Here is a 15203-nt window from a genome sequence, read left to right on the forward strand (position 1 = left end):
GGTCTCGACGCTCTGCGTCGCAAGAGGACGCGGAGCGTCCAGAACGGCATGACGACGCGGAGCGTCGCACGATAGTCAGTTATCGTTGCGCACGCTCCAGCGTGGGAATGCGGGTCGCGACGCTCTGCGTCGCACGATAGTCAGTTGCGCAGCGTCGCACGGTGGTCAAGGCTGTACCGGCCTCTTCGCGAGCAAGCTCGCTCCCACAGGACTTGTGTATAACACTCAATCAGGCCGTCTGGGCTTCCATTTTCTGGCGCAGGCTCAGGGGGCGCATGTCGGTCCAGACTTCTTCGATGTAGGCCAGGCACTCTTTCTTGAAGCCGCTTTTGCCAACCGTGCGCCAGCCGTTGGGGATGGCTTTGTAGTCGGGCCAGATCGAATACTGTTCTTCGTGGTTGACCACAACTTGAAAGACGATGTCTTCCCGATCGAATACTGAAGTCATTGCTGCTCTCCGTGTTGGTTCAGTGCTGCTGTGCCAATTCATAGCAGCTATAGGGATTGAACGTATCGCTACGTCGAAAAATTAAAGCTGTGCGACAGCGGCGTTGAGTGCGCGACCAAAGATTTCGGCCACTTCGTCGACCTGCTCGGCGGTGATCACCAGCGGTGGCAGGAAGCGCACCACGCTGCCGTGTCGACCACCCAGTTCCAGAATCAGCCCGCGCTTGAGGCATTCGCGCTGGACCAGCGGGGCCAGACGGGCAAATACCGGCGGATGACCCTGCGCATCGCGCACACCGGCCGGATCGACTAGCTCAACACCCAGCATCAGCCCGCGCCCGCGGATATCGCCCAGTTGCGGGAAGTCACGCTGTAAGGCACGCAAGTGCCCGGACAGACGCACGCCCATCGCCGTCGCGTGCTCGCAAATGTTGTGTTCCTGAAGATAGCGCATTACCGCCGAACCGGTAGCCATGGCCATCTGGTTGCCACGGAAAGTTCCTGCGTGGGCGCCCGGCAGCCAGGTGTCGAGCCATGAACGGTAGACCACCACCGCCAGCGGCAGGCTGCCACCAATGGCTTTGGACATGACCACGACGTCCGGGATGATCCCGGCGTGTTCGAAGGCGAACATCTTGCCGGTGCGGGCAAAACCGCTCTGGATTTCATCGACAATCAGCGCCACACCAGCCTTTTCAGTAATACGCCGCACGCCGCGCAACCAGTCCAAGTCAGCAGGAATGACCCCGCCCTCGCCCTGCACCACTTCAAGAATGACCGCTGCAGGCAACTGCACACCGGCTTCCGGGTCGTTGAGCAGGTTCTCCAGATAATGCAGGTTGGCGCGCACGCCCTGTTCGCCGCCAAGCCCGAACGGGCAGCGGTAATCATAGGGGTACGGCAGAAACTGCACGCCTGTGCCGAGCAACGCGCCGAGCGGCTTTTTCGGCCCCAGGCTGCCCATCAGGCTCAACGCGCCCTGGCTCATGCCGTGATAACCGCCCTGAAACGACAGCACCGTGCTGCGTCCAGTGGCAGTGCGTACCAGTTTCAGCGCGGCTTCCACCGCATCGGTGCCGGTCGGGCCACAGAACTGGATCTTCGCGTCATTGGCCAGCGCTGGGGGCAGCAGGCCGAACAGGTCCTGAACGAACTGGTCTTTGACCGGCGTGGTCAGGTCCAGGGTGTGCAGCGGCAACTCATCGCTGATCACCTGCTGAATCGCTTCGATGATCACCGGATGGTTATGCCCCAACGCCAGTGTGCCCGCGCCTGCCAGGCAATCGATGAAGCGCCGCCCTTCGACATCCTCGACGTGAATGCCCTTGGCTCGCTTGAGCGCCAGCGGGATACGCCGCGGGTAACTGCGCGCATTGGATTCCTGGCGATTTTGCCGGGCCAGCAATGGCGACTCTTCGAATTGGTAGAGCGTTTCAGCCGCTGCCGGGGCAACCCGTGTCAACTGATCATCGATAAGCCTGGTAGCAACTGACATCTGTGCAACCCTCAATACGCTGGTTGAATGACCTGATGCATGATGGTTGGCCATGCGGGTTCAGGCGTTTATTCCTTCCCTTGAAAACGCGCCAGCGAGCTGCGGATTTACACCCGGTAACGAGTTTTTTATCCGCAACGCCAGCGCGCCGACGAGAGGCCGATCAGAGCCCTTCCAGTTCCGCCATCAAGTCCGCCAGACGGTCGAATTTCTGCTCGTCAACCTGCGCTCCGCCAAGGCTTTGCAGATGCTCGGCCAACGCCTGAACGGTGTTGAATTCGAACATCGCCCGCAATGGCACGTTGCGCTGCAACAGCTTCTGCGCACGGGTGACGACCTGGGTAGCGAGCAGCGAGTGCCCTCCCAACTCGAAGAAGTTGTCGGTAATACCCACCCGCTCGACCTTGAGCACATCGGCCCAGATCGTCGCCAGTTGCTGCTCCATCTCGGTCTGCGGCGCGAGGTATTCCTGCTGCGCCTGACTGACGTCCGGCGCAGGCAGGGCCTTGCGGTCAAGCTTGCCGTTCGGCGTCAGTGGCATGGCCTCCAGAATCACCAGATGCGCAGGCACCATGTAGTCCGGCAGGCTGGCTTTGAGGTGGTTTTTCAGCTCGTCTCGCAGCGCATCGGGATCCTGCGTGGCAGCGCTTGGCACCAGATAGGCCGCCAGCACTTTGCCCTGCGGACCGTCGACGTCCAGCACCACCGTCTCGCGGATCGCCGAATGCTCCAGCAAGCGGGTTTCGATTTCGCCCAGCTCGATGCGATAACCACGAATCTTCACCTGATGGTCAACCCGGCCAACGTACTCCAGCACGCCGTCCTTGCGCCGCCGCGCCAAGTCTCCGGTGCGGTATAGACGCTCGCCCGGTGCACCGAACGGATGCGGTACGAATACCGGTACGCTGCGCGAAGGGTCAGCGACATAACCACGACCGACTCCGGCCCCGGCCACGCACAGCTCACCCACTGCGCCCAGCGGCACGAGGTCCAGCGCATCGTCGAGCAGGTACAGGCGGTTGTTGTCGGTCGGCGAACCGATCGGCAGATAAGCGCTGCGTGTGGACGCTGCATCGACGCGGAAGAACGCCACGTCGTCGGAACACTCAGCCGGGCCGTAGGCATTCACCAGACCGATCTGCGGGTAGCGTTGCAGCCACTGGCTGGCCAGCTCGGGCGGCATGGCTTCGCCGGTCGGCAGCATCCAGCGCAGGCTGTCGAGCGTTGCATGTTCCTCAGCGAGCAGGCCGGTTATCAGCGACGGCACGCTTTCCAGCACGCTGATGCGCTGCGCCTGCACATGCGCCAACAGGGCCTGCGGGTCGCGGGCGATGTCGTTCGGCACAATATCCACCCGCGCGCCAAACAGCGGCGCAGCGAGGAACTGCCAGACCGAGATGTCGAAACTCTGCGAAGCGGTCTGGGCGATGACATCTCTTTCGCTCAGGCTCAGGTACGGCACCTTGCTCAACTGGTTGTTGAGCATGCCGCGCTGCTCGACCATCACGCCCTTCGGCAGCCCGGTGGAGCCGGAGGTGAAGATCACGTAAGCGAGGTTGTCCGGTGCGCTGTAGCGGCCAGGGTTGTGCTGCGCTGATTCGCTCTGCTGCACAGTTTCCCAGACCAGCAACTGCGGACGAGCGGACTCGGGCAGCGCTTCAAGTAGCGCCCTGCCCTGTTCCAGACATTGCGCGCTGCACACCAGCAGCGGCGTGCCGCTCTGGCCGATGATGCCGCTCAGTCGCGAATCGGGCAGCGCCGGGTCCAGCGGCAGGTAACCGCCACCGGCCTTGAAGCTGCCGATTATCATGCCCGGCAGTTCAACGCCACGCTCGGCGAGCAAGGCAACCGGCTGATCGAAACTGACACCGGCCTCGATCAGGGCATGGCCCAGACGGTTGCTGGCAATATTCAACTCGGCATAGCTAAGCTGGCGATCCAGGCAACTGACCGCAATACGCTGCGGATGCGCCGCGACCTGTGCTTCGAACAGTTCGACGTAGCTTTTATCCAGCGGGTACGCGTGCTCGCTCTGGTTGCAGCCCTCGATCAGGAACGAGCGTTCCTGCTCGCTGAGCAGTGCCAGTTCGCTCATGTCGCCGTGGAAGCCTTCGATCAGCGCCAGCAGCAGGCGCTTGAACTCGCCGAGCATGTTCTGCACGGTGGATTCGTCGAAATAACGCTGGTCATAAGACAGATGCAGGCCTAGGTCATCACCCGGATAGCAGACGGCCGTCAGCGGATAGTTGGTGTGGGTGCGGCCGGAATCCGACGTGGCGTTGAGGCTTTGTGCACGGTCGAGCACCGAAACTTCCACCGGCGCATTCTCGAACACGAACAGGCTGTCGAACAGCGGCTGGCCTTTGGGCAGTTCGCTGTTCTCCTGAATGGTCACCAGCGGCAGGTATTCGTACTCGCGCAGTTGCATGTTGCTGTCCAGCAACTGGCTCAGCCACTGGCGCACGCTGCAACGCTGATCGTCGCCGGGTATGCCGACGCGCAGCGCGATGGTGTTGATGAACAGCCCAACGGTGCGCTGCATTTGCGGCAGTTCCACCGGACGACCGGCCACCGTGACGCCGAACACCACGTCGCGATCACCGCTCATACGCCGCAGGGTCAATGCCCACGCTGCCTGGGCGAAGGTGTTGACGGTCAGTTGATGCTGCTGCGCCAACTCGCGCAGTCGTGCGCCGTCGCGTTCATCAAGGCGAGTATAGCAATCGCCCACGACCATGCCGCCGCTGTCGCCCGCATGTTCACGCAGGAACGGCCGGTCGCTGGGGATCGGCGTCGGCCGTTCGAAGCCGCGCAGGTTGTCTTGCCACCAGTCACGCGCCTGCGCCAGGCCACGGCGTTGCAGCCAGCCGATGTAGTCGCGATAACGCGGGGCAGGCGTCAGTTGTGCTTCACGACCTTCGCCCAGCGCAGTGTAGATATCGAAGAAGTCGTTCATCAGCAGCGAACGGCACCAGGCATCGATGAGGATGTGGTGGTTGCTCATCATGAACCAGTAGCGCGCTTCGTCGACGCGAATCAGGCGCAGGTGGAACGGCGGCTGATCGAGCAGGTTGAAACCGGCTTCGCGCTCGGACTTGAGCAATGCCTGCAAACGCGGCTCCTGCTGGTCCTGCGGCACATCACACCAGTCCAGATAATCAATCGGCGTGCTACCCGGCTTGTGGATGACCTGCAGCATGGTTTCGCCGATGTCCCAGCAGAACGACGCACGCAGCGCTTCATGACGGGCGATCACCGCCTGCCAGGCCTGGGCGAAACGCTCCGGGTCGAGCGCGCTGTTGATGCGATAGCGGTCCTGCATGTAATACAGGCCGGTGCCCGGTTCCAGCAGGGTGTGCAGCAGCATGCCCTCCTGCATTGGTGTCAGCGGGTAGACGTCCTCGATGTGCGTCGCAGCGACCGGCAGTGCGTCGAGTTGCGCCTGATCCAGATCGGCCAGCGGGAAGTCCGAAGGCGTCAGGCCACCGCTGCCATCGCTCAGGCAATGTGCAATCAGCGCCTGCAACCGGGCCAAGTAATCCTGCGCCAGCGCTTCGATGGCGGCGGGTTGATAACGCTCGGCACTGAAAGTCCAGCGCAGCAGCAGTTCGCCGCCATACACCTGGCTGTCGATGCTCAGCTCGTTGGGCAGCGGCGCATGCGGATCGTGTGCCGCGCCCGCTGACTCTTCCAGCGGACGGAACAACGCATCGCTGGCGAAGCTCTGGTCGAACTGACCGAGGTAGTTGAAGGTGATCGGTGCCACCGGCAGCGCCTGCATGGCGGCTTTGCTGGCACTGTCGGCCAGATAGCGCAGCACGCCATAGCCCAGGCCTTTGTGCGGCACCTGACGCAGCTGCTCCTTGATCGCCTTGATCGACTCCCCCGGCGCTGCATCGCCAGCCACTGCTGGGGTGAGGCGCAGCGGATAAGCGCTGGTGAACCAGCCGACCGTGCGGGTCAGGTCGATGTCGTCAAACAGGGTTTCGCGGCCGTGCCCTTCCAGCTGGACCAGCGTCGATGGTTGCCCGCTCCAGCGGCAGACCACTTGCGCCAACGCCGTCAGCAGCAGGTCGTTGACCTGAGTGCGGTATGCGCTGGGTGCCTGTTGCAGCAGTTGTCGGGTACGTTCGGCATCCAGTCGCACGCTGACGGTTTGCGCCTGACGATTCTGCTGGCCGCCCTGCGGGTTGTGGCACGGCAACTGCGCCGCTGGACCGCCAAGTTGACGCTGCCACACGTGCAGCTCTTCACGTAACGATTCGTTACCCGCGTAGGCCTGCAGGCGTGCGGCCCAGTCACGGAACGCACTGGTCTTGGCGGCAAAGCGCACTGGCGTTGCTTCGCTCAACTGTCGATAGGCCGTTTGCAAATCGTCGAGCAGCACCCGCCACGAAACGCCATCGACCACCAGATGGTGAATGACCAGCAGCAGACGTTGCTGACCCTGCGGACCATCGACCAGCAAGGCGCGCAACAGCGGGCCGTTTTGCAGATCGAGACTGCGCTGGGTGTCGGCGTACAGCGCCGCACACTCGGCCATGTCCGCAACCCGTGCCTGAATCAGCAAGGTTTCTGCCGTCACTGCACGGTGTTCAGCCTGCCATTTGCCGTTTTGCCCGGTGAAGCTCAGGCGCAATGCGTCATGCTGTTCGAGCAGTGCACGCAACGCCTGCTCCAGCAGACGCGGGTCGAGTGCATTGAGCGGCTCCAGCACCAGCGACTGGTTCCAGTGCTGACGCTCGGGGATCGGCGTGTCGAAGAACCAGTGCTGAATCGGCGTCAGGGCCGACGCGCCTTGCAGCAGGCCCTGTTCAGCCTGAATCAGTTCGCTGGCGGTCGCCACGGCAGCCAAGGTCTGCACGGTCTGGTGCTGGAACAGATCACGCGGGCTGAAATGAATACCCACCTGACGCGCCCGGCTGACCACCTGAATCGACAGGATCGAATCGCCGCCCAGTTCGAAGAAGTTGTCGTTGAGGCCGACTTTCTCCACATTCAGCACCGCACACCAGATCGCCGCCAGCTGTTGCTCCAGTTCACTGGCCGGGGCTACGTAGTGCTGACGATTGAGTTCCGGGTCCGGTGCAGGCAATGCCCGTCGATCAAGTTTGCCGTTGGCGGTCAGCGGCATGCTGTCGAGCAGAATCAGGTGGGTTGGCACCATGTAATCCGGCAATTGCGCCTTGAGGTGCGACTTGAGCGATTCACGCAATTGCGCCTGCTGCTCGTCGCCCTGCCCGGCCACATCAGTGACCAGATAAGCCGCCAGTTGCTTGCCCGACGGCGTGTCCAGCGCCAGCACTACGGCTTCGCGGATGGCCTCGTGTTCCAGCAAACGGGTTTCGATTTCCCCCAGTTCGATACGGAAGCCGCGGATCTTCACCTGATGGTCGATACGCCCCACGTACTCCACCAGCCCGTCGGCGCGCTGGCGCACCAGGTCACCGGTGCGATACAGACGCCCGCCGTTGCTGGCAAACGGGTCGGCCACGAAGCGCTCGGCGCTCATGCCGGGGCGCTGATGGTAGCCCTGCGCCAGACCGGCACCGCCGATGTAAAGTTCGCCGCTCGCGCCCTGCGGCACCAGGGCCAGATCGGCGTCGAGAATATAGGCAACCCGCGCGCCGACCACACGACCGATCGGTACGCTGGCTTCGCCCTCTTCCAGTTGCTGCGGGGCCAGGCTGGCCAACGGCATGACCACGGTTTCGGTCGGGCCATAGGCGTTGAACAACAGTTCCGGCTGGAACACTGCGCGAATGCGCTGCAAGTGTTCACCGGTCAGCGCTTCACCGCCAGTGATGCACATACGCACCGGCAAGGTCTGGCCTTGAGTGGCCAGCCACTGCGCCAACTGGCTGCCATAGCTGGGGGTGAAGCCGAGAATATTGACCTGCTGCTGGCGAATCAGCGTGCAGATTTCTTCGGCGTCCCACTGACCTTGAGCGCGCAATACCACGCGCGCGCCGCTGAGCAACGGCACCAACAGACGCTCGGTGGCGGCATCGAAGTTGATCGAATAGAAATGCAGTTCGCAGTCATCGGGCTGCATGTCGAAGCGACGAATCACCGCCTGACAATGCATGGCGATTTCACCGTGGGACACCACCACACCCTTGGGCTTGCCGGTCGAGCCGGAGGTGTAAATCAGGTACGCCTGATGCTGCGGCAGGCTGATAAACGGCAGTTCATCGGACGAAAAAGACTCCAGCAGCAGCTGATCGTCTTCCAGGCACCAGCGGGCAACACCGGCAGGCAACTCGCCCAGCGCGGCAAGCAATGCACGGTCGCTCAACAGCAGGCCGACGCCGCTGTCTTCGATCATGTAGTGCAGGCGTTCCAACGGATATTCCGGGTCCAGTGGCACATACGCACCACCGGCCTTGAGGATCGCCAGCAGGCCGATGACCATGTCCAGTGAGCGTGGCAGCGCCAGGCCGACGCGAACCTGCGGGCCGACGCCGCGCTCGCGCAGCATCCACGCCAGTTGGTTGGCGCGGGCGTCCAGCTCGGCGTAGCTCAGGGTTTCACCGGCAAAGGTCAGTGCCGGCGCCTCTGCGCGCAGCAGCGCCTGTTCGGCGAACAGGCTGTGAATGCACTGATCAAGCCGTTGTTCGCCGGCTTCGACGCCGAGGCTGTCGAGCAGTTGCTGACGCTCGGCGTCCTGCAACAGCGGCAGTTCACTCAGGCGCTGTTGCGGGTCGGCGAGCAGTGCTTGCAGCAGGTTCAGCCAGTGCTCGGCCATCTGCGCGATGCGCGGCTCGTCGAACAGATCGGTGCTGTAGGTCAGGCAACAACCCAGGCGGTGATCCAGCTCGGTGACCTCCAGGTTGAGGTCGAATTTGGTGGCACGCGCATCGTTGACCAGATAGTCGACGGTCATGCCCGCCAGCTCGCGACTTTGCTGGAATTCCCAGCGCTGCACGTTGCACATCACCTGGAACAGCGGGTTGTAGGCCGCGCTGCGTGGCGGTTGCAGGGCTTCGACCAGATGATCGAACGGCAGGTCCTGATGCGACTGGCCTTCAATAACAGTGTGACGAACCTGTTCGAACAACTGCGCAACGCTCATTTGCCCGTCAAGCTGCACGCGCAGCACCTGGGTGTTGAGGAACGCGCCGATCAGCCCTTCGCTTTCCGGACGGATGCGGTTGGCCACCGGCGCACCGATGCGCAGGTCATTCTGACCGCTGTAACGGTAGAGCAGCACCGCCAGTGTGGCGGTCATGGTCATGAACAGGGTCAAGCCATTGCGCGCGTTGAACGCGCGGACTTTGGCGGCCAGTTCGGGATTCAGGTCGAAACGGTACAGTTCGCCCTGATGACTTTGTACCGCTGGGCGTGGCCGGTCAGCGGGCAGTTCCAGCAGCGGATGCTCGTTACCCAACTGCGCGGTCCAGTAATCCAGCTGGCGCTGGCGCTCACCCGCCTCCATCCACTGACGCTGCCAGACACTGTAATCAAGGTATTGAACCGCCAGCGGCTCCAGCGGCGACGGCTTGCCGTCAAGAAACGCCTCGTAGAGCAGGCCCAGTTCACGGGCGAAAATGTCCATCGCCCAGCCTTCGGTGACGATGTGGTGCAGGGTCAGAACGAAGTAATGCTCAAGATCAGCCGCCTTGACCAGACAGGCACGCAGCAGCGGACCGGTCTCCAGATCAAAAGGCTGATGCGCCTCGCTGTCGGCCAGTGCCTGAAGGCGCTGCTGACGAAGCTCGGCAGGCAGCGCCGAGTAATCCTGCCACTGCACGCGCAGGCCGGTCTGTTCGCTGACCTTCTGGCAGGCTACGCCGTTGACGCTCGGGAAGGTGGTGCGCAGGGTTTCGTGGCGCAGGATCAAGGCTTGCAGCGCGGCCTCGAAACGTTCGATATCGAGCACGCCGTTCAGGCGTGCCATGCCGCCGACGTTGTACGCCGGGCTGTCCGGTTCCATCTGCCAGAGGAACCACATGCGCTGTTGCGAATAGGACAGCGGCACCGCTTGACTGCGGTCGACGCGGGCAATCGGTTGCAGGCTGCTGCGTTCGCCGGACAGCTGAATGGTTTGAACCTGTTCGACAAACGCGCCCAGCTCGCTGGCTTCGAACAGCGCACGCAACGGCAAATCGATATCGCAGGCCTGACGCACGCGGGAAATGATCTGCGTGGCCAGCAACGAGTGCCCACCCATCTCGAAAAAGTCGTCGCGCAGACCGACGCGCGGCACGCCCAGCACCTGGCGCCAGACGGCGGCGATCTGCTTTTGCAGGTCGGTTTGCGGCTCGACGTGCTCGCGAGTCTGCCATTGCGGCTCGGGCAAGGCGCGTCGGTCCAGCTTGCCACTCGGGCTCAGCGGCATGCTGTCGAGGCGCACCAGTTGCGCCGGGACCATGTAATCCGGCAGTTCCAGCGCCAGCGCCGATTTGATGCGCTCGGCCTGAACATCCTGTCCGGCTTCGGCAGTGTAATAACCGATCAGTTGCGGGCCAGCAACGGTTTCGCGCACCAGCACGGCAGCATGACCGACGCCCGGCTGGGCCAGCAGACGGGCTTCGATTTCCTGCGGTTCGACGCGGAAGCCACGCAGTTTGACCTGCTGATCCAGACGTCCGAGGTATTCCAGCGCACCGTCAGCGGCCCAGCGCACCAGATCGCCGGTGCGGTACAAGCGCTCACCTGGCTGGCCCAGTGGATCGGCGATAAAGCGTTCGGCGGTGAGCCCTGGACGGTTCAGATAACCGCGTGCCAGGCCAATGCCACCGATGCACAGTTCCCCGGCAACCCCGCGCGGCAGCGGGTTGAGCTCGCTGTCCAGCACCCGGCACAGCACGTTACCCAGCGGACGGCCAATCGGCGAACGCAAGCCGTCGCTAACCTGGCATTGCCAATGGGTGACGTTGATCGCGGTTTCGGTCGGGCCATAACGGTTGTGCAGTTGTACGCCAGGCAGTTGCTCCAGCACCCGGTTGCGCAGTTCGCTCGGCAACGCTTCGCCGCCAGAGAACAGGCGACGCAGGCTGGTGCATTGCTGCGCCAGCGGCTCGTCGACAAACAGCTGCAGCAGGGGCGGCACAAAGTGCAGCGTGGTCACACCGTGCTCGTTGACCAGTTGCGCGATGCGGTGCGGGTCGCGGTGTTCGCCGGGGCCTGCCAGCAGCAGGCGGCAACCGGTAATCAGCGGCCAGAAACATTCCCAGACCGACACGTCAAAGCTGATCGGCGCCTTCTGCATCAGCACATCGCTTTCATCCAGCCCATAAGTGTCCTGCATCCATTGCAGGCGCTCGGCCAGTGCAGCGTGGGTGTTACCGACGCCTTTGGGCTGTCCGGTGGAGCCGGAGGTGTAAATCACGTACGCGAGATTGTCGCCGCTCAAATGCAGGCCCGGCGCGCTGACCGGCCAGTTGTCCAGGTGCAGCATGTCCATCGCAACCGTGCAGACCCCGTCTGCGCCCGGCAGGTCGCCGAGCAGATGGCTCTGAGTCAACAGCAGCTCGACGCCGCTGTCTTGCAGCATGTAGGCCAGTCGTTCAATCGGGTAATCCGGGTCCAACGGCACATAGGCGCCCCCGGCCTTGAGAATTGCCAACAGACCGATCAACAGTTGCGGCGAACGCTCGGCGGCAATTGCCACTTTGATGTCCGGGCCGACGCCCTTGTCGCGCAGGTAATGCGCCAGACGGTTGGCCTGGACATGCAGGCTGGCGAAATCGAGGCTGCCGCCCTCCCAGACCAGCGCAATACGCTCGGGAGTCTGTAGTGCCTGACGCTCCAGCAGTTCCGGCAGCCAGACGTGTGCAGGCGTGCGCGCGGCAGCGCTCCACTGCGTCTGCTCGGCCAGTTCGTCAGCGCCGAGCAATTGCACGTCGCCCAACGCAACCTGCGCCTGCTGGCTGACCTGGGTCAGCAACTCAACGTAGTGCCGCGCCAGACGCACAATGGTGTCGCGCTCGAACAGCTCGTCGGCGTAATCGAAGGACAGGTTGAGACGACCGTTACGGTCTTCCTCGCTGTGCAATTGCAGGTCGAACTTGGCCTCGCGGCTGTGCCACGGCAGTTCTTCGGCGAGCAGCCCCGGCAGACGACGCAATGCGCCGAGGTCGCGTTGCTGGTGGTTGAACATGACTTGAAACAGCCCGTGTTCGCGGGCCTGCGGAAACGCTTCGACCAGTTGTTCGAACGGCACGTCCTGATGCGCCTGAGCTTCCAGCGCGGCCTGGCGGGTCTGGGCCAGCAGCGTGGAAAACGGCAGGCGCGGGTCAAGTTGCGCACGCAGCACCAGGGTATTGATGAAGAAGCCGATCAGGCCCTGGGTTTCATGACGAGGACGGTTGGCACCGGGCACGCCGATGCGAATGTCGGTCTGCCCGCTGTAGCGATGCAATAACGCCTGGAAGCCTGCCAGCAAAAGCATGAACGACGTTGATTGCCAGGCTTGCGCAGTATTGCGTACGGCGGCGCTCAGCTCGGCACTCAGGCGCAGGCTATAACGCGAAGCGCTGTGCTGCTGACGTGCCGAGCGCGGACGATCAGTGCTCAATTCCAGGGTCGGCTGCTCATCGCCCAGTTGCTGCTTCCAGTAGTCGAGCTGGCGCTCGGCCTCGCCGTTTGCCAGCCATTCGCGCTGCCATTGGCCATAGTCGGCGTAACGCAGTGGCAGAGGTGCCAGTTCCAGTGGCTGCCCCTGAACAGCCGACGCATAGAGGCGCGAGAATTCGTCGATCAGCACATTCAGCGACCAGCCGTCGGCAATGATGTGGTGCAGCGTGACCAGCAACTGATGCTCTTCTTCGTCGAGTTGCAGCAGCGTAACGCGCAGCAGCGGACCGTTTTGCAGATCGAATGGCAGGCGCGCCTGCTCCTCACGGATCGCCAGCGCACGAGTCTGGCGTTCTTCGCTCGGCAGATCGCTGATATCCAGAGTGTCGAAATGGAACTCACCGGGCGCGTCGATGCGTTGCAAGGCAACGCCGTCATGCTCGTAGAAGCGCGTGCGCAGCGATTCATGGCGCTCGATCAGACGCTGGAAGCTGGTAAGCAACGCCGTAGTGTCCAGTTCGCCACGCAGGTACAGGCCACCTGGAATGTTGTAGGCGCTGCTTTGCGGGTCGAGTTGCCAGAGGAACCACAGACGATTCTGTGCCAGCGATTGCGGCAGCTGTTCGTTGCCGGGCAGCCGGGCGATAGCGTTCTGCGTCTGGCTGTCGCCTTGCGATGCGGCGATTTGAAGCGCTTCGATCTGCGCAGCAAAGGCGGCCAGCGTCGGCGCTTCGAACAGCAGGCGCAGGTTCAGGTCAATGCCCAGTGTTTCACGCAAGCGGGCCACTACCTGGGTGGCGACGATGGAGTTGCCGCCCAGCAGGAAGAAATGATCGTCGGCGCTGACCTGCTCACATTGCAAATGCTCGCACCAGACACTGGCGATCTGCGCTTGCAGGTCCGATCCTGTGCTCAGGGTCCGGTTTTGATGCGTTGCATCGTTCACGGGAAACACCGCGTAGCTGTCCAGGCTGCCGTCGGCCAGACGCGTGCGGCAGGCCGAACGTTGCAACTTGCCGCTGGAAGTTTTGGGCAGAGCACCCGGATTGAGCAGCACCACAACGCTCGGCGCTTCTTGAAACGCCTCGGCAACGGCCTGGCGAATGATCTTGATCAGCGCCTCGGCGGACAGCATTTTCTGCACGCTGCGGCTCACTTCGGCAGCGATCCCAATGCCTTCGCTACCGTCCTGATTGACCGCAAACGCCGCAATACGGCCTTTGCGCACCACATCGACCTCGCGCTCGACGACTTTCTCGATGTCCTGCGGGTACAGGTTGTGGCCACGGACGATCAGCATGTCTTTCAAACGGCCGGTAATGTACAACTCGCCGTGCCGCTGAAAGCCCAGATCGCCGGTACGCAGCCAGGTCTGGCCGTCATGCTGGACGAACGCCTTGGCGGTGGCTTCAGGGTTGCGCCAGTAACCGTGAGCGATGCTCGGCCCGCTGGCCCACACTTCGCCGATACGGTTTTCGTCCAGCACTTGCAGGGTGGCGGGGTCGGCAATCAATACGCCATGCCCCGGCTGGCCGGTGCCGCAGCTCATGACTGGCTGACCGTCGCCCAACTCTGCCACATTGCGCGCCAGCGCCTGAGTATTCAAACGCAGTGAAGGAATGCCTTTGCCGCGCTTGCCACCCGCAACATACAGCGTGGCCTCGGCCAGCCCATACGACGCCATGAAGCTGTCCGGCGTGAAGCCGCAACTGGCGAACTTCTCGGCAAACGCATTCAGGCTGTCTTCGCGGATAGGCTCGGAGCCGGAATACGCCACGCGCCAGCGACTCAGGTCGAGCCGCTCCAGCGCAGAATCACTGACCCGCGCGCTGCACAACTGGTAGGCAAAGTCGGGCCCGCCGCTGATGGTTCCGCCGTATTCGCTGATAGCTTCCAGCCAGCGCAATGGCCGCGTGAGGAAGTAGGCCGGGGCCATCAGGATGCACGGAACGCCACTGAAAATCGGCTGCAACAAGCCGCCGATCAGGCCCATATCGTGATACAGCGGCAGCCAGCTGACGATCACGTCGTCCGGATTGACGTCGATGCCGAAGCCATGACGAATCAACAGTTCGTTGGCAACCAGGTTGCCATGGCTGACCTGCACGCCCTTGGGCAAGGCGGTCGAGCCCGAGGTGTATTGCAGGAACGCGATGTCGTCGGCCTGCAATTGTGGCCCCTGCCAATTGTCGGCAGACGCACTGTGCAGCGTATCGACGCAGAGCAGTTGTGGGGCATCGGCAGCAGCCAGCTCATCCATCTGCAGCAAGGCGGGCTGCAGGTCGGAACCGGTCAGTACCAGCCGTGGCTCGGCATCGGCGATGATCGACAGCAGCCGCTCCTGATGATGACGACGGTTGGATTCCGGCGGGTAAGCCGGCACCGCAATGACCCCGGCGTACAGGCAGCCGAAAAACGCAGCGACATAGTCTGGCCCACTGTGAAACAGCAGAATCGCCCGATCCCCCGGCACGGCCTGACGTTGCAGCGCAGCGGCGATGGTCCGCGCGCGCAGGTCCAGGTCACGGTAGGTCAACACCAGTCCCTGGTCTTTCTCGTCGGTGAGGAACCGCAGCGCCAGCCGATCCGGCGTGTGCAAGGCGCGACGCTGAAGAGCCTGGGCCAGAGTGTCGGGGAGTTCAAACGCATCCATGATGGAGTTCCTGCTAGATTCGGCGTGCCAGATAAGATCTGAATTTCAAAAAGGCGCGCACCCTGAGTTGGGCCGTGCGTGAGACAA

At 62.8% G+C, this 15203-nt stretch carries 3 protein-coding genes; all 3 read right to left on the reverse strand.

The genetic code is table 11. The features are described from left to right. Window positions 1–229: 229 nt before the first annotated feature. Window positions 230–448, reverse strand: coding sequence for an MbtH family protein (locus RYB09_RS02485; RefSeq protein WP_003304661.1), 219 nt, complete (start codon window positions 446–448; stop codon window positions 230–232). An 81-nt stretch (window positions 449–529) separates the two neighbouring features. Further along, window positions 530–1942, reverse strand: a complete 1413-nt coding sequence (locus RYB09_RS02490) for an aspartate aminotransferase family protein (RefSeq protein ID WP_058402068.1) — start codon at window positions 1940–1942, stop codon at window positions 530–532. Between the two features lie 163 nt (window positions 1943–2105). Continuing rightward, the gene (locus RYB09_RS02495; RefSeq protein ID WP_316887362.1) at window positions 2106–15116 is read right to left on the reverse strand and encodes a non-ribosomal peptide synthetase; all 13011 of its coding nucleotides are present in this window, start codon (window positions 15114–15116) and stop codon (window positions 2106–2108) included. Window positions 15117–15203: the final 87 nt, after the last annotated feature.

The sequence above is a fragment of the Pseudomonas syringae group sp. J254-4 genome, assembly GCF_032586855.1.
Taxonomy (GTDB): Bacteria; Pseudomonadota; Gammaproteobacteria; order Pseudomonadales; family Pseudomonadaceae; genus Aquipseudomonas; species Aquipseudomonas amygdali.